Source organism: Spirochaeta isovalerica, assembly GCF_014207565.1.
Taxonomy (GTDB): Bacteria; Spirochaetota; Spirochaetia; order DSM-2461; family DSM-2461; genus Spirochaeta_F; species Spirochaeta_F isovalerica.
In genome coordinates this window covers 192,373-209,868 of the sequence record NZ_JACHGJ010000004.1, presented here as the reverse complement: position 1 = coordinate 209,868, position 17,496 = coordinate 192,373, and the positions used below count along the sequence as shown (strand labels likewise).

Below are 17,496 nucleotides of genomic sequence, written 5' to 3'. Positions count from 1 at the left end.
CCATAACGGGGAATCGGCTGTATAGTTCTTTTATGGATAAGAAAACACTGCCCGCCTCGCTGAAAGGCTTCAGAGTGCATCTGGTGGGCATTAAGGGTACGGGAATGGCCGCCTTCGCCGAATTGCTGCAGCGTCGCGGAGCTGACATTTCAGGTTCCGATATCGATGAAAAATTTTATACCGATGAAGTTCTGCAGCGCCTTGGTATACCCTATGAAGAATCATTCAGAGCGGAAAATATCGATGACGAGGTTCAGCTGGTTATTCATTCGGCTGCCTACGGTTCCGACAATCCCGAGCTTTCCGAAGCTCATAAACGGCATATTCCCGTAATGGTCTACACGGAAGCCCTCGGCTATATCTCCTCCCTCACGGAATCCTTCGGAGTCGCGGGGATACACGGAAAGACGACGACTACGGCATTGGCGGGAACTGTCGCCGGCGCCGCGGGGCTGGAAGCATCGGTTCTCGTGGGCAGTGCCGTTCCCTCTTTCGGCGGTTTTTCCACAGCTCATTTCGGTGAGAAGTATTTTATAGCTGAAACCTGCGAATATAAGAGACATTTTCTCGCTTTTCATCCCCGCTCCATTATCCTCACCAGCATAGAGCCGGACCATCTCGATTATTTCAAGGATATCGATGATATTCTCGACGCTTTTCTCTCCTATATCGACAGGCTTCCTGCCGGAGGGGATCTGATTTACTGCGCCGATGATGAAGGCGCCGTTAAAGCCGCGGATATTATGAAAAGCAGAAGAGCGGATATCAATTATATCCCCTATGGCACTTCAGCGGACGGGCCGTACCGGATATCCTCGGTCCGCGAGGAAAGCGGACTCTCCTCATTCCGCCTCGATAGGTTCAGTCGCGATATGGCTCTCAGAATACCCGGCCATCACCTCGTCCTGGATGCCGCCGCTGCGGTGGCTCTTGTCGTTCGGACTCTCGAGCGCGAAGGGAGGGGGGACGATCCATCTCTGCCGGATAAAATTGCTGAAGGTCTCCGTTCATTTGCAGGAAGCCGGAGGCGGAGCGAGATTGTGGGAGAAGCCGGAGGAATTCTCTTTATGGACGATTATGCTCATCACCCGACGGCGATTAACACGACTCTTGAAGGTTTGAAAAAGTTTTATCCCGGCAGAAGGATTGTCGTAGATTTCATGTCCCATACCTATTCCCGCACGGCAGCCCTTCTCGAGGAGTTCGCCGCTTCATTCGGTTCTGCCGATCTTGTGCTGCTCGAGGATATCTATGCCTCAGCCCGGGAGAAATTTAACGGAACGATTACAGGCCGGGATCTTTATGAGAGAACGGCCGCCTGTCACGGCAATGTCAGGTATTTTAATAATTTTGAAGAAACCGAACGGTTCTGCCGCAGCCATCTCAAAGATGGCGACCTCTTCATTACCATGGGCGCCGGCAACAACTGGAATATCGGAAAAAATTTATACAATCAATTTAAAAAGGAGTCTCTTTCATGAAAAGCATGACAGGTTTCGGATTCAGTGAATTTCAGGATGAGAAAACCCACATCTCCCTCGATCTGAAATCTTATAATAACAGGTATCTGGATATCATTACCAATATTCCCTCCATTCTCAATCCGCTGGAACCCTCGATCCGCGAATGGCTGTCTTCCCGGATCGGCAGAGGCCGGGTGGAAGTCCACATCCGTTACCGTGAACTTGAAGAGGATATGAAGGTCATCCTCGATGAAAATGTCGTCAGGGAATACACGTCCGTTCTCAATCAGATGGTATCCATCGCCGGCCTGGAAGAAAAGCCGGGACTCTCTCACCTTCTGGGAATGGACGGAATTATCAAGACCGATAAAAAAAGGGATCTTTCAAACATCTGGGAAAAACTGGAACCCATGCTCTCTAAAGCTTTCCGGGACTTTGAAGACAATCGCGTGAGGGAAGGGAAGAATACGGAGAAGGACATTGCCGATCAGATCGATGTTTTGAAAGAGAATCTTTCCTTTGTCGAGTCCAAAGCTCCCGAAGTTGACAGGCAGATACGCGAAACGCTAAGCGGAAAATTCCGGGAAATCACCGGAGACGAGATTGAGGAAACCCGTTTACTTGCGGAAACGGCCATGTATCTCGTAAAATATGATATAAACGAGGAGATAATCCGCATGCGGAGTCACCTCGCCCGGTTTGCCGAAATCATGAGAGATGAAGCGGGCGCCGGCAAGAAACTGGATTTTCTCTGTCAGGAGCTGAACAGGGAGATCAACACAATCGGATCCAAATCTCCTATAGTGGAGGTGCACCAGTCAGTTGTCCATATGAAAGATGCGCTGGAGAAGATAAGGGAGCAGTTGCGCAATGTCGAATAAATCAAATAGAGTGAGAATTGCCATATCGGGAAGAAGCGGATGCGGGAATACCACGGTGACCCGCATGCTTTCGGAGCGTTTCAAGTTCAAAATGGTCAATTACACCTTCCGCAATATAGCCCAGGAGAAGGGAATTGATTTTCATGAATTCTGCAGGATGGCGGAAAAGGACACGAGCTGGGACCGCTATGTCGATGAAAAGCAGGTCAAGCTGGCTATGGAGGACGATTCCATACTGGGTTCGCGGCTGGCTATCTGGATGCTGAAGGAAGCGGATCTGAAAGTCTTTCTCACCGCGTCTCCCGAGGTCCGGGCGTCGAGAATACATCAGCGGGAAGGGGGCTCCTTCCAGGATAGAATGATGGAGACCGAAGAGCGGGACAACAGAGACCACGCCCGGTATCTGAAACTTTATGATATTGATAATAACGAGTACGGATTCGCCGACCTCATAATCAATACGGACCGGATGACTCCCGAGGAGATAACCGAGATAATCTCTGCTGCCGTTATCAATGTTCTGAAGGAAAAAGGCCGTTCTGAAACAAGGATTGGTTGATTCTAAAGGGTTACATTGGATATAATGTAAGTCAGCATTCATTTTTACGAGGAATACAATGGCAGACGAAAGCAGAGTCATCCCCATGGACAGACTGGTTAATACAGATAAAAACATGTACGAGCTGACTAACGCGGCAATTCACCGCGCCGAGCAGATCGCTATTACCGGCGGAAACGAGGCAGAGGAAACCGAGGGCAAAACCATTTCCAAAGCTATCCGCGAAATTGTTACCGAAGAGGTAAAATACGAATTCAAGCGCTGATCATGTTCCCGTCCTCCTGTTCGGACCTACTGCCGTCGGCAAAACCGATCTTCTGCTTCAGCTTTTTGAAGGCAGAGGAGAAGTCATCAGTGCCGATTCCATGCAGGTCTACAGGGGACTGGACATCGGAAGTGCCAAGCCCGACCGGGCTTATCTGGAAAAACTTCCCCACCATCTTATCGATGTGAGAGACCCTCACGAACAGTTTACAGCAGGTGATTTCGTCAGGGAGGCCGACAGGCTGATCCCAGAAATCCTATCAAGGGATCGCATCCCCGTTCTCTCGGGCGGAACGGCTTTTTATTTTAAAAATTTTCTCTATGGATTGCCGGAGATTCCCTCTGTTGATCCCTCCATACGCGATGAACTCAACAGGCTTGTCAATAAAAAAGGACTCGGTCCGCTTTATGAAGAACTGCAGATCTGCGATCCTCCTACAGCAAAAAGGCTGAACCGGAACGACAGTTCGCGCATCGTCCGGGCTGTTGAGGTCTTCCGCGGAACGGGAAAGCCCCTGTCTGCTTTTGAAGTCTCCCATGAACAGCGGGTGCCTTACCGTGTCAGGATCATCGGACTGGAAAGAGATCGCTCTGAACTGTACAGCCGTATCGATCGAAGGGTCGACATAATGTTCAATCAGGGACTGGTCGGGGAAGTCAGGAGATTGATCTCCCGGGGCTTAACCGCAGATCTGCCGGCTATGAAGGGCATAGGTTACAGCGAGTTTTTCCATATGATGAACCGGGGCTGCATGACCCTGGAAGACCTCAAAGATACAATAAAACAGGATTCCCGGAGATACGCCAAGAGGCAGATAACTTTTTTCAAATCCCTTGACGGGGTTAAATGGTTTTCCCCTCTGGACAGAGGGGGAATAATGAGAGAGGTTTTCCCCTAAACCCTTGACTTATGTGGGGAGTCTCTGCATAATCTATAAAGTTCTCCATATGAGGACTTTCAGTTAACTGTATTAACCCTTTCGGGGTCCCAATATGTAAAGGAGTAAGCACGTGCCTTGCGGTAGAAAAAGAAAAAGAAAAAAAATAGCTACGCACAAACGTAAGAAAAAGCTTAGAAAGAACAGACACAAACATAAATAGGTTCTTTTAAGCCGCATATAGATTTTGCGGCTTGGTCATTCTTATCATGAATCTCCGCGGAGTGTCGGGGATTGTAGTGCTGGAAACCGCTTATTATTTTGAGAAAGGTCCGATGCATAGGCTTTCTGAATGCAGGTTTCCGGTAGTAATACCCCGGTTTCATCCGGGGTATTTTTTTTCCGGTACCGCCTTATGGTTTTATGCCTTTTTATGTTATATTGCATTTGTAGAGGTTTTAATGTCTGAATTTTCCATTCTTCCCGGCATGAACAGTCCGGCGGCTTTGAAAAGCCTGTCGTCCGAAGAGCTGAAGATTCTCTCAGGAGAAATCCGGGAATATATAATAGAAACGGTTCAACGTAACGGCGGCCACATGGCATCCAATCTGGGCGCTGTAGAGCTGACCATCGCGCTACACCGGTCCTTCAACTCTCCCATAGATAAAATTGTCTGGGATGTGGGCCATCAATGCTATACCCACAAGCTTTTAACTGGGCGTTTTGAAGAGTTCAAGACACTCAGGAAGATGAACGGTTTGAGCGGTTTTCCCAAGAGAGAGGAAAGCCCGCACGATATAATGAACACGGGTCATGCATCCACATCCGTATCAGCGGCGCTCGGTGTACTCGTAGGCGAGCAGCTTGCCGGAACGAGAGGACGGGCTATCGCTGTTATCGGAGACGGATCTCTCACAGGGGGGCAGGCTCTCGAAGCATTGAATTATGCCGGTCACCTGGGAAAGAATCTCATAATTATTCTCAATGACAATAATATGTCTATCGGGAATAATGTGGGAGCCATTTCATCCTATATGAGCCGGCTTACTTCAACCGGTTCCTATATGAATATGCGGCGCTTTATCGACAGGGCCATCAGTACCATTCCCTTTTTCGGAAAGGCTATATTGAAGTTCGTCTACCGGTTGAAAAGGGGAGCCAAGAGCGTTCTGTTTAAAGAGAATCTTTTTACCGATCTGGGCTTTAAATATATAGGTCCGATCGACGGCCATAATATTGATCGGATGGAAAAGATTTTCGAAGTGGCTAAAGAGGTCAATCAGCCGCTTGTCATTCATGTGGCGACGATCAAGGGGAAAGGGCTTCTCGATGCAGAGGAAAATCCCGCCGGATATCACGGAGTCTCTCCTGAAGTACCGGAAAAAACGGAAACCGGTGAATCTGCGGACACAATAAAGATGACCGAAGCCTATGGACAGGCTATTGTGCATGCGGCAGAGAAAGATAAATCAATCGTAGCCTTAACGGCTGCCATGACATCGGGGACCGGATTGAAAGCTTTTTCCGAAAAATTCCCCGATAGGTTTTTCGATGTGGGAATTACCGAGCCTCATGGAATAACCTATGCCGCCGGTATGGCCGTGGCCGGAAGAAAACCCTTTGTATCCATCTATTCCACATTTATGCAAAGGGCTGTTGATCAGGTTATACACGATGTCGCCATACCTCACCTTCCCGTAACCATTGTCATGGATCGGGCAGGACTGGTTCCCGGCGACGGTGAAACCCATCAGGGGGTTTATGATATCTCCCTGTTTAAAAATGTTCCGGGGCTGACATTTGTCGCTCCGGTCAACCAGGCTGAGATGGAGCTGGCCGTGGAAATGGCGCGGGAAGCCGACGGACCGGTTATGATCCGTTATGCCAAAGATAACTGCTATCCTGAATGTGATGAGTTAGCGGTTCCATTTGAAATCGGACGGGGAGTCTTTCTCCGGAAAGGTGAAGATCAGGAAAACAGAACCCTGATTCTCAGTCTGGGCTCTCTTCTGAATGAAGCGGAGAAATGCGCTCTCATTCTGGAGAAAAAAGGGATCCCCTGCGATGTCTACAATATGAGATTTATTGCGCCGTTGGATATTGATTATCTTCTGGATTTAGTTAGTAATTATAATCTGACAGTATTAATTGAAGACGGTGTAAAAACAGGCGGCCTGGGAGAAAAGATAGCCGCCGCCATGCTGGAACATGACAGAAATTTTCATTTCCGGCATCTGGGAGCTCCCGATGAATTCCTCGGTCAGGCGACCAGGGAGGAGCTTATCAGAGAGTGCGGACTCGACGGAAAGAGTCTCGCCGGCAGAATTGATGAAATTCTGCACAATTACCGATTCGAAGAGGTCGTAAAACAGGTTCGAAACGATTCATGGCGTTGACAATGAATCTCCTCTTCATTTTCGAGAAAACCCGGTTCAGTCTCCCCGAATCCGGATGTGTATAAAAGAGAATATATGAAATTTACCGAATTTGCTTTTAATGAGAATTTACAGAAAGGTATAGCGGGAGCCGGTTTTGAAGACTGTACTCCCGTTCAGGCGGAAACATTCAAGTTTCTATTTGAGGGACGGGATATTTATGCCCAGTCCCAGACAGGTACGGGAAAAACCGGCGCGTTTATTATCAGCGCTTTCCATCTCATGGCCGAACATGAGGATTTTAAAGGGAAGAAAACCCTGGTCATTGCTCCGACGAGAGAACTGGCCGTTCAGATCGAGAAAGAAGCCGAGCTTCTGGGTAAGGAGATGGATTTCAATATCGGGTCCTTTTATGGTGGTGTCGGATACAACAGCCAGGAGAAAAAGCTGAGCGATGGTTGCGACCTTGTCATCGGTACTCCCGGGCGTCTTATCGATTTCGGAAAGTCCGGAAAGATTGACTATAAGGAGTTCGGAATCTGTATTATCGATGAGGCTGACCGTCTTTTCGATATGGGGTTTCTGCCCGATTTGAGAAACATTCTCAGACGAATGCCGCCCCGGGAAGAGCGGAGAACCATGCTTTACAGTGCGACGCTGAGTTCCAAGGTCGGTAATCTGGCCTGGGAGCATCTGAACAATCCCGGAGAAATCGTCATTGAACCGGAAAATGTTACGGTCGATGCCATTACCCAGGAACTCTACCACGTTGGCACTAATGAGAAAATGCAGCTTCTCCTGGGAATCCTGAAGAAAGAGAATCCCGAAACGGCCATTGTTTTCACCAACACAAAACACACCGCTTATGAAGTTTCAAAAAGACTGGAGCACAATGGTTACAGAGCTGAATGTCTTATGGGCGATCTCCCTCAGAAAAAACGGCTCAGGATCGTCGAAGATACCAAAGCTGGAAAAGTCAAATTCCTCGTGGCTACCGATGTCGCGGCAAGGGGACTACATATTGACGACCTGGCTATGGTTGTCAATTACGACATACCCCAGGATTGTGAGAATTATGTCCACAGAATCGGAAGGACGGCCCGCGCCGGAAAAAGCGGCAAAGCCATTTCCCTCGCCTGTGAGAAATATGTCTACGGTTTGCCTGCAGTGGAAAAATACATCGATCTGAAAATCCCCGTGGCATGGGCGGACGAGAGTCTGTTTGTGGAAGATAAAAGCGAAGGGATGCGGTTCCATCTCCGGGACAGCAATAGCCGCGCTGACAGAAACGGTCGGGGAAGAAGAGATGATAATCGCAATCGTCCCGGCAACCGTGGTGGAAACAGACCGGCGAACCGTGACCGTGACCGGAACAGGGATGGAAACCGCGATAGAAACAGACCGGCAAATAAAAAGTATCCCAGTAACAGACGGCCTCTCGAGCAGAGCGAAAAGCATGTTCAGAACCTGGTTCTGGAAGCGTCCGGCGGACTGGATCTTCTCAAGGACGGCTCTAAACCGCAGGTTTCCCAGGGTAAGAAGAACGAGAGCAGAAACATTAAGAGAAGCGCTCAGAATAAAAAGAGCCAAAACCGGAATTACAGAAAAAGCTCGGGAGACCAGAAGCCTAAGTACAATAAGAACGCGCCGTCCAGAACAAAACAGGATCCGAAACGCGTTTCCGGAAAAAACAATATCAATGACAGACTGGCTTACTACCGGGATAAATACGGTGAAGATTTCAAAGTCGATGAGAAGACTGTTAAGGTTGATAAAGAAAGACAGAGAAAAAACACTAAAAAGAAGATTGATAAAAAACCGGAGAAGAAGGGATTCTTGTCACGGATATTCGGAAAATAAAATCAGGGCTGCCGCATAAGGCAGCCCTTTTTCATACACTGTTTAATGCCTTATTTGAGAAGCAGGTAAGCGGAAAACCTTCCGGTCAGTCCACCCTCGGCTCTGTAGGAATAAAACTCGTCATTATGGCAGCTTGTGCAAATCCCGGCTGATTCGATATTGTGCTGCTTCAATCCGGCTTCCAGTAGCTGTTCTTCATTAGCTTTCCACAGATCGGCATGGATTCCATTCTCCTCTCTGCTGATGACATCGGTAGAGTAGTTAAACCCTGATTCAATTTTATCGGCCGTATCGCTTCCTATTTCAAAACAGCAGGGTCCGATTGACGGCCCTATAGCTGCCAATATGCTTTCCGGGCTGCTTCCGAAAGCCTCTCTCATCGCCCTGACTGTCTTTCCTGCAATTCCCGCTGCCGTCCCTTTCCATCCCGCATGAACAAGAGCTCCCGTCTGCTTTTTCCAGTCATAGAAGATGAGCGGAACGCAATCGGCGAGATGGATATTGAGAAGGATTCCCTTCCGGTCTGTCATCAGAGCATCTGTGCCTTTGATCGTTGATCCGTAATCGCGGCAGCCGGCTCCCTTCTGGCTCTCCGCTACAGCGGCTGATTCTGAACCGTGAATCTGCTCGGAGCAGGTATAGGCTGAGAAGTCTATATGGAGGGCCTCGCACAGCCTTTTTCTGTTTTCGATAACAGCTTCAGTTTCATCTCCGCAGTGCAGGGCTGTATTGAAACTGTCATAAGGCGCGTTGCTTATACCTCCCTTTCTTCCCGTTACGCCGGCGGAAAGGCTGGCGGAAAATGAATCGAATAGGGAAAAATGATATAGGAATGGATATTCTGAGGATTTATACATAAAATAAAAATAACACAGGCTGACTCTCAGCTGAAATAATTTCAGGAAGGTATATATGAAAAAAGTTGCATTATTTCTCGCTGAAGGATTTGAAGAAGTTGAAGCCATTACTCCGGCGGATTTTTTGAGGAGAAGCGGTGTCGATGTCATTCTGGCAGGTGTGACCGGAAAAAAAGTGACAGGATCCCACGGAATCGAAATAACCTGTGATGTGGAAGTTTCCGAACTGACCGGTGACCTTGACGGCGTTATCATCCCCGGGGGGATGCCGGGAGCATCCAATATCGGATCCGACATGGCTTCCATGAAAATAATCCAGGCAGCTCTGGAGAATGGTGCTCTCGTCGGGGCCATCTGCGCCGCACCGGCCGTCGTTCTCGGATTGAACGGTCTTATCGAAGGGCGTCATTTTACCTGCTATCCCGGATTTGAAACCAGTTTCTCCGGCGCATTTTTCTCTGAGGACAGGGTTGTTTACGACGGTAATCTCATCACCAGCCGGGGACCCGGGACGGCAGCTGAATTTTCTCTGGCGCTTATAGAATATCTCTGCGGAAAGGAATCGAGAGATCAGATCCACAAAGGGACGATTCAGAAATAAAAAAGGCTGCTCATATGAACAGCCTTTTCCTGACTATTATCAGATTTTATGGTTTCACAATAATCTTCTCAAGCCCGGGCCTTCTTTCCAGGTCTCTCGGAAGGGATTCCTCTCTGTTTTTATTGACATAATCCTTACTCTGGAAAGAGTAGGTGAAGTTGGTATGCACATCATAGGAGCCGTCCATAAGGGCAAAAGTATCTTCGGTCATCACCAGTTCTTCATCGGTGGGGATAATGAACACTTTTACTTTGGAATCGTCGGCGGAAATGCAGGTCTCGCAGTTCCGGGACTTGGAAAGGGCGTTCTTTTCCATATCCACTTTAACCCCGATGCTCTCCAGCTCCGAAAGGGCCTTGGCTCTGACGGGAGGAGACATCTCTCCCACTCCGGCTGTGAATACGATGGCATCCACCCGGCCCAAAGCTGCTGAATAGGCCCCCAGATATTTTTTGATTCTGTAGGCTTCCATATCCTGAGCGAGGATGCATCGCTCATCGTTGTCTTCTACGCCGTCGTTGATATCTCTCCGGTCTATATACTGTCCGGTAATACCCAGGAGTCCGCTCTGTTTGTTAAGTATCCGGTCTACAGCTTTGGAATTCATGTCTGTCCGGCTGATGATATAGGGAATGATGGCGGGATCCATATCTCCGCTTCGCGTTCCCATTATCAGTCCTTCGAGAGGTGTCAGTCCCATGGACGTGTCGACGCAGACTCCGTTTTTCACGGCGCACATGCTCGCTCCATTACCGATATGGGCGATGATGACATTGGTATCTTTCGGGTCTTTTCCAAGGAGCGTCGAGGCTCTCTTCGCTGTATATAGGTAGGATGTTCCGTGAAAACCGTATCGTCTGACGTTGTAGTCCGTATACCAGCTGTAGGGCAGAGCGTACATGAACGCTTTGTCAGGCATAGTCTGATGCCAGGCCGTATCGAGTATGGCGCAGTGTGGCACTTTGGGTAGCACCTCTCTCGCGCCCATGATTCCTGTAATATTGGCTGGATTATGGAGCGGCGCGAGGGGAGACAATTCCCGTAGTGTCGCCAGAACCTCATCGGTGACGATAACCGATTTCGTAAAGGTTTCTCCGCCGTGAACGACCCTGTGCCCGACCGCTTTGATATCATTGATATCTTTTATGCAGCCGCCTTTTTTATCGAGAATCGTCTTGATGATCAATTCGACCGCCTCTTTGTGTGATGGGCAGGCTCTCTGTCTGATTAGCGGCTCTTTCCCGGGCATATTGCTTTCGATAGTAGAGATGTTCTCTCCGATCCTCTCGACAATTCCGTTGCCGAGCACTTTCTTCTCTTCCCAGTCGTATACCTGATATTTTGCAGACGAGCTTCCGCAGTTCAGGGTTAAAATTACCATTTCTTTTCCTCTCCTGTTCAACCACTATTTCTGACAAAAATCAGATCCAACCGTAAATAGTGTAACTTTTATTATTTATTCATTACAACCTGAAACGGTCCATTTAAGAAAAAACTGGTCTTATCGGGAAAATCTGCTATTCTGAACAAAGATAAAAAAAGAGTGATTTTCGCATTTGAGGAGGATGTGTTCGTGAAAGGCAGCCGCTACACTTTCAAAAGTCAGGATTTAAGAGATATTTCCGCCGTGAAATGGATTCCGGAGGATGAAAATTCCATTGTGGGAGCCGTTCAGATCTTCCACGGCATGGCTGAGCATATCGATAGATATGAGGATTTTGCCCTTTATCTCAACAGCAAAGGTTTTGTCGTCGTCGGTCATGATCACCGGGGCCATGGAAAATCACTTGAAAACGAAAGCGATACGGGTATTTTCGCAGAAAAAGACGGCTGGGAAAAAGTAGTCAATGACGCGCGGAAAGTCACGACTCAGATACGGGACCAGCATGGCGATATCCCGCTTTTTATAGTTTCCCACAGCATGGGTTCCTTTATTGCCAGAGATTATATCTCCCGATGGGGAAACGATGTGAGCGGAGTTATTCTTTCGGGAACGGGAAATCAGGCTCCCCTCATTATGAGCGTACTGGGTGCGCTGACCCGCCTGGAAATCCTCTTCCGGGGAATGCGGCACAGAAGCACCTTTTTTGATAATCTGTCTTTCGGATCCTTCAACAAGCCCTTTGAACCCGGAGCTCCGACACCTTTTGAATGGTTATCGAGAGATCGTGAGCAGGTTGACCGTTATGTTAATGATCCGCTTTGCGGTTTTATCTGCACTTCCAGTTTTTTCAGGGATCTGTCTACGGGACTTAAACGCGTCTGTTCGCCCTCAATATACGGCGAAGTTCCTGAAAATCTGCCTGTTCTGCTCTATTCCGGTGAAGAAGATCCCGTCGGCGGCGAGAAAGGATCTCTTGTCAAGCAAGTATATGATCAATACAAAGCCGCCGGTTTGTCCGATGTAAATATGATATTGAATCCCGGCGGACGTCATGAAAGCCTCAATGAGACAAACCGTCAGGACGTTTATGAAATTTTTATTCGCTGGTTGATCGACCATCTTCCGGTTTCCGGAGAAAATGATGAAGATCTTAAAGCAGGAGAGCAGCCGTCTACGTAATGTAGTATGTGAAATCATCTTTACATTTTACTCTTCTTTTGATTTTGGTCTTTGTTCCTTCTCTGTTTTCTGAACAGAACGGGTTGACCTTACAGACTACCCTCACTTATCCCGACGGGATTCTCATGGGGGTGAGTCTGATCAATGAGTCTTTACAGAGTTCCATTTCTTTTCAAAATGATAATGAGGAAACCTCCTTATCTCAGTTTTACTTTATCAGTGACAGAATCAGAATCGGCACAGTGGATTTCTCCGGCTTTTCTAAAGGGTTGAAGAGCGGACATGCCTCGTTTTATGAAAGGAATGAAGTCGAGGGAGCCGTGATTGACCGTCAGGGGAAACCGTCCTCTCAGATCGGTGTTATTTTTTCTCCCCGCAGCCGGAAAGGTGGCTTTGCATTTTCTCATGAGGAGCTTTACAACTCGGCGTTTTTGTGGATCGTTCCCGGTGAATTTGAATCGGCAAGTCTGGTTCTGAGCCAATCCCTCTCTCTTAAATATGAAAATAAGGAGGAGGAATCGTGGTATTCCGATGAGATTCCTTTCCATTCTTCAATGGTTTCACACAGCCTGGTCGGGCTGGATCTCGGTGATGACAGCGCCCATGCCGGTTGTCGGCTGATCGTCAATACATCTTCTGGCGATAGAACAGGAGTGTCCCTTCTGCTCAGCTTCGGTGGAGAGAGAGGTCTCTTTTCCGGCGGAGGTGAGATTCTCTGGTTCAGTCCCTTTTTTGTTTCCAGTGATTTCGTTCATTCCGACGAAGCATTTATCCTGCGGGGTAAGGGAAAAATGGAATATCACCGGTTACGGCTTGAAACAATTTTTCATTTCCGTATCGGAAGAGATTTCCTGCCATGGCAATGGCGTGAAATTGACTTCAATCAGGAGATCCGCCTGGAAAAGAAGTGGAACGGACATCGGTTCTATTCGGTTCTGGAATGGTCGATTTTCAGAAACCATGAAGGAGACCGGGAGCCGGCTTATTCTCTCGAAGCGCTTTGGGAAGAGCAGTTTGCAGCCCTTTCGTTGAGCGGATCACTTCTGGCAGCGTATGAAGAGGGAATTTATCAATACAGAATCAAAGCGGGAGGAGAAATCAGTTCCGGAGATATAAGGGCTTCTGTGAATCTGGGAGTCGGTATCGATGAAGAGGTTACTCTGCAAGGCGGAGTAAAATTATCCTGCAGCCGGGACAACTGGGTTCTTACGGGGAAAGCTTCCTTTGAAGATCTGGGATTGTACAACCGTCAGGTTTCAGACTGGAAACCGGCTTTCTCCATCGAATTTAAAATAAAAGCGGATTTTTCCCGTTCCTTTACAGATAATTCATAGACAACTATCTGTAATTGTGTTTTATTTGGCGCTCATAACAGCTCTCAGGTCGCTGCTTTGACGAACTCTGAACACTTATGAAAGTGCGCTTTACAACAATTATGTATAGTTGTTATTATTTATCCCTATGGAACAGAAGAATCAGGTTATCTACGACGAAAGTAAAATCAAAACGCTCAGTTCTCTTGAGCATATCCGCCTCAGGTCCGGTATGTATATCGGCCGTCTCGGGGACGGATCCAATCCCGATGACGGGATATACATTCTTCTGAAAGAGGTCATTGACAACTCGGTTGACGAGTTTATCATGGGCGTCGGAAAAAAGATCGAAACGACCATTGAAGAGAATCGCGTCAGGGTCCGCGACTACGGAAGGGGGATACCTCTCGGGAAGCTGGTGGAATGTGTATCCGTTATCAATACGGGGGGGAAATACAACGATGATGTTTTCCAGTTCTCAGTCGGCTTGAACGGTGTCGGTACGAAAGCCGTCAACGCTCTCTCTTCGGAGTTCCTCGTCCGCTCTCACCGCGATGGCCAGTTTACGGAAGCGAGGTTTGAACGGGGAAAGCTCATCAAGGAGAGGAAGGGAAAATGCGAGGGTGTTTCCGACGGTACTCTGATCGAGTTTATCCCCGATTCGGAAATATTCGGCGATTATGCCTTTGTCGACGAGTTTATCGAACAGAGAATGTGGAACTATGCCTGCCTCAACAGAAATCTCAGGCTTTACTACAATAAACAGAAATTCGAATCCAAACGGGGGCTCTACGATCTTCTGGAAGCGGAAGTCGGCGAGGATATCGTTTATGAGATCGGTTACTTCGCCGGAGAGCAGGTCGAGTTTTCCTTTACCCATACGCTCAATTACGGGGAGAATCATTTCTCCTTTGTCAACGGGCAGTTCACTTCCGACGGAGGAACCCATTTAAGCGCTTTCCGCGAGGGATTTCTTAAAGGGGTCAACGAGTACTACAAGAAGAACTACAGCGGGATGGATGTGCGCGAGGGTATGACCGGCGCCATTGCCATTAAGCTGAAAGATCCCGTATTCGAAAGCCAGACAAAGAACAAGTTGGGCAACACCGATATCCGGAGCTGGATCGTTAACGAAGTAAAAGCCGGAGTGTCGGACTTTCTTCACAAGAACGAGGACGCGGCCAAGGCTCTGGAAGAGAAAATCATCAACAATGAGAAGTTGAGAAAAGAGCTGAATACGGTCAAGAAGGAAGCGAAAGCCGCCGCCAGAAAGATCAGCCTGAAAATTCCCAAACTGAAGGACTGCAAAAACCACCTGACCGATGGGGAGAAGGGCAAGGAATCGACCATCTTCATCACTGAGGGACAGTCGGCGACCGGCTCCATGGTTTCCTGCCGGGACGTTTACAATCAGGCCATATATTCGCTCCGCGGTAAGCCCTGGAACTCCTACGGAAAGCGCCGGACGGAAATCTATAAGAATGAAGAGCTCTACAATCTGATGATGGCACTCGGCATCGAGAACGATATTGAAAATCTCAGATATGAGAAGATCGTCGTGGCGACCGATGCGGATAACGACGGCTTTCACATCCGGAATCTGCTGCTGACTTTCTTCCTCAATTATTTTGAGGAACTGGTTATCGCCGGACATATTCACATTCTGGAAACGCCGCTCTTCAGGGTGAGGAACAAGAAGGAGACCCGTTACTGCTACAGCGAAAAAGAACGGGATATCGCTATGGCAGAGATTTCATCGCCGGAAGTCACCCGGTTCAAAGGGCTGGGTGAGATTTCGCCCAAGGAATTCGGTCAGTTTATCGGGGAGAATATCCGTCTCGTTCCGGTCAATGTGAAGACGATCAAGAGCATTCCCGAAACGCTCGAGTTCTTCATGGGGAAAAACACACCTGACAGAAGAGATTACATCATGGAGAACCTCGTATAATGGCTTACGTACAGAAATTATTTGAAGAGAACTTTATAGAATATGCATCCTACGTTATCAAGGACAGGGCGATCCCCCATATCGACGATGGTTTCAAGCCTGTTCAGCGGAGGATCATCCAGTCGCTTATCGATACGGACGACGGCAAATTCAACAAGGTCGCCAACATCGTGGGCCATTGTATGCAGTACCATCCCCATGGGGACGCGTCCATTTATTCGGCACTGGTCAATCTGGCCAACAAAGATCTGTTTATTGATAAGCAGGGGAACTTCGGAAACGTTTTCACAGGAGACCCCGCATCGGCAGCCAGGTACATCGAATGCCGTCTTCTCCCTTTTACGAAGAAGGTTCTCTACAATCCGCAGATAACCGAATTCGAGCCGTCCTACGACGGCAGGCGGAACGAGCCGGTCACTTTCCCCGCTAAAATCCCTCTGGTCATCATTCTCGGTGCCGAAGGTATCGCCGTCGGTATGGCGACCAAGATTCTTCCCCATAACCTAGTTGAGGTTCTGGAAGCGGAAATCGCCTGTCTCGAAGGCCGTGAGTTCAAGCTCTACCCCGATTTCGTCACGGGAGGCTACTGTGACGTTTCGGAGTATAAGGACGGAAACGGAAAAGTCCTGTCCCGGGCCAAAATAGAGACAACCAAAGATCAGAAGACAATCATAATCCGGGAGATCCCCTTCGGAACCAATACGGAGTCGCTTATCGCCTCTATCGAAGCGGCGGCCCGCAAAAACAAGATCAAGATAGGCGCTATCAACGACTATACGACGGAAGAAGTGGAGATCGAGATCAAGCTTCCCCGTGGGATTCATGCCGATGAAGTGATAGACGGGCTTTACGCTTTTACGGACTGTGAGGTTTCCATCTCCACCAATCTCCTGGTTATCAGGGACAACACGCCTGTCATCATGACAGTGACAGAGGTCGTCGAATACCATGCCAAGCAGCTTCTCGTCGTTCTGAAAAAAGAACTGAAACTGGAGGAGGGACAGCTTCGCGACCGGCTCCATGCGAGAACCCTGGAAAGGATTTTCATCGAAGAGAGAATCTATAAGAGAATCGAGGAGATGAAATCCAAAGAGGCTGTTTACCTGGCTGTCCGGACGGGTTTCGAACCATTCCTGAATGAGATAAAAAGGGAGATTACCGAAGAGGATATCGAACGTCTGCTGAAGATCCCCATCAGAAGAATCTCTCTCTACGATATCAACAAGATGAAGAAAGAGATCGAGGAGATCCTGGCCCGGCTCAAAGAGATCAAGTACCATCTGGCCAATCTGACGGAATACGGAATCGGATTCCTCAAGGGCATTCTGGAAAGCGACGGCGAACGCTTCGTCAGAAGAGCGGAAATCGAGTCTTTTGAAAAAGTGGATATCCGCGACGCCGCACAGAAGAATCTGAAAGTGAAATACAACAAGGAAACCGGGTATCTCGGATATGATGTTTCAAACGGAAAGGTTCTTTTCGACGCGTCCATTTATGACAAAGTCATCGTCATTAAAAAAGATGCCACCTATATGGCCATGAACGTTCCCGACAAGACATTTATCGGCAAGGGGATGCTCTACGCCGGACTGGCCGATAAGGAAACGATGGAGAGCACGGTCTTTACCATGGTTTACCGCAATAAAGAGAACGAATTCCCCTATATCAAGCGCTGTAAAATTACCCAGTTCATCATGAACAAAACCTATGAACTGATACCGGAAGAGGGTGAATTGATCAAATTCACGACCAAAGAGGATGTCTCTGCCGTAGTGGATTTTAAACAGCAGAGCCTCATGCGTTCTCTCGGCGATACCTTTCCCGTTGAGAAATATCTCGTGAAAGGTGTAAAAGCCAGAGGCGTGAGGCTGAAAGCGAAAGAATTTACTTCGGCCAAGTTTGTAAAAACGTCGACAATAGAGAACAGTTAAGGT

Annotated in this window: 14 protein-coding genes; 12 read left to right on the top strand and 2 right to left on the bottom strand. The window is 48.3% G+C overall.

Annotation, left to right across the window (positions count from 1 at the left end; all coding sequences use genetic code 11):
• Nucleotides 1–32: 32 nt before the first annotated feature.
• The 7 genes from murC (at nt 33) to HNR50_RS12315 (ending at nt 8,280) form a co-directional block, all read left to right on the top strand.
• On the top strand, nt 33–1,481 hold the full coding sequence (gene murC / locus HNR50_RS12345; protein ID WP_184747080.1) for a UDP-N-acetylmuramate--L-alanine ligase: 1,449 nt from the start codon (nt 33–35) through the stop codon (nt 1,479–1,481).
• Nucleotides 1,478–2,344, top strand: a complete 867-nt coding sequence (locus HNR50_RS12340; RefSeq protein WP_184747079.1) for a YicC/YloC family endoribonuclease — start codon at nt 1,478–1,480, stop codon at nt 2,342–2,344. The genes murC and HNR50_RS12340 overlap by 4 nt, the downstream gene beginning before the upstream one ends.
• Nucleotides 2,334–2,903 (top strand): (d)CMP kinase, encoded by a 570-nt coding sequence (cmk, locus tag HNR50_RS12335; RefSeq protein WP_184747078.1) that lies wholly within the window; start codon nt 2,334–2,336, stop codon nt 2,901–2,903. The genes HNR50_RS12340 and cmk overlap by 11 nt, the downstream gene beginning before the upstream one ends.
• A gap of 58 nt (nt 2,904–2,961) precedes the next feature.
• A complete protein-coding gene (rpoZ, locus tag HNR50_RS12330) occupies nt 2,962–3,168 on the top strand; it encodes a DNA-directed RNA polymerase subunit omega (protein WP_184747077.1) in 207 nt (68 codons plus the stop codon).
• Nucleotides 3,169–3,184: 16 nt separating this feature from the next.
• Complete coding sequence (miaA, locus tag HNR50_RS12325) at nt 3,185–4,066, top strand: tRNA (adenosine(37)-N6)-dimethylallyltransferase MiaA (protein WP_184747202.1); 882 nt, start codon at nt 3,185–3,187, stop codon at nt 4,064–4,066.
• A 440-nt stretch (nt 4,067–4,506) separates the two neighbouring features.
• Nucleotides 4,507–6,441: a 1-deoxy-D-xylulose-5-phosphate synthase gene (gene dxs / locus HNR50_RS12320; RefSeq protein WP_184747076.1), complete on the top strand. Its 1,935-nt coding sequence runs from the start codon at nt 4,507–4,509 to the stop codon at nt 6,439–6,441.
• 75 nt (nt 6,442–6,516) lie between these two features.
• Entirely contained in the window at nt 6,517–8,280 is a 1,764-nt protein-coding gene (locus HNR50_RS12315) for a DEAD/DEAH box helicase (protein ID WP_184747075.1), read from the top strand.
• Between the two features lie 50 nt (nt 8,281–8,330).
• Here HNR50_RS12315 and pgeF read toward each other — a convergent pair whose 3' ends face one another.
• Nucleotides 8,331–9,137, bottom strand: a complete 807-nt coding sequence (pgeF, locus tag HNR50_RS12310; RefSeq protein WP_184747074.1) for a peptidoglycan editing factor PgeF — start codon at nt 9,135–9,137, stop codon at nt 8,331–8,333.
• Nucleotides 9,138–9,192: 55 nt separating this feature from the next.
• Between pgeF and HNR50_RS12305 the strand changes: the two genes are divergently transcribed.
• On the top strand, nt 9,193–9,738 hold the full coding sequence (locus tag HNR50_RS12305; RefSeq protein WP_184747073.1) for a DJ-1 family glyoxalase III: 546 nt from the start codon (nt 9,193–9,195) through the stop codon (nt 9,736–9,738).
• A gap of 46 nt (nt 9,739–9,784) precedes the next feature.
• Here the strand turns inward: HNR50_RS12305 and HNR50_RS12300 are convergent, their stop codons facing one another.
• Nucleotides 9,785–11,119, bottom strand: coding sequence for an acetate kinase (locus HNR50_RS12300; protein ID WP_184747072.1), 1,335 nt, complete (start codon nt 11,117–11,119; stop codon nt 9,785–9,787).
• Between the two features lie 192 nt (nt 11,120–11,311).
• Here HNR50_RS12300 and HNR50_RS12295 point away from each other — a divergent pair, with 192 nt between their 5' ends.
• The 4 genes from HNR50_RS12295 (at nt 11,312) to HNR50_RS12280 (ending at nt 17,493) form a co-directional block, all read left to right on the top strand.
• The gene (locus HNR50_RS12295) at nt 11,312–12,301 is read left to right on the top strand and encodes an alpha/beta fold hydrolase (protein ID WP_184747071.1); all 990 of its coding nucleotides are present in this window, start codon (nt 11,312–11,314) and stop codon (nt 12,299–12,301) included.
• Nucleotides 12,302–12,384: 83 nt separating this feature from the next.
• Nucleotides 12,385–13,635, top strand: coding sequence for a hypothetical protein (locus tag HNR50_RS12290; protein ID WP_184747070.1), 1,251 nt, complete (start codon nt 12,385–12,387; stop codon nt 13,633–13,635).
• Between the two features lie 127 nt (nt 13,636–13,762).
• On the top strand, nt 13,763–15,562 hold the full coding sequence (locus HNR50_RS12285; RefSeq protein WP_184747069.1) for a DNA topoisomerase IV subunit B: 1,800 nt from the start codon (nt 13,763–13,765) through the stop codon (nt 15,560–15,562).
• Nucleotides 15,562–17,493 (top strand): DNA topoisomerase IV subunit A, encoded by a 1,932-nt coding sequence (locus tag HNR50_RS12280; RefSeq protein ID WP_184747068.1) that lies wholly within the window; start codon nt 15,562–15,564, stop codon nt 17,491–17,493. Before HNR50_RS12285 ends, HNR50_RS12280 begins: the two co-directional genes overlap by 1 nt.
• Nucleotides 17,494–17,496 lie beyond the last annotated feature (3 nt).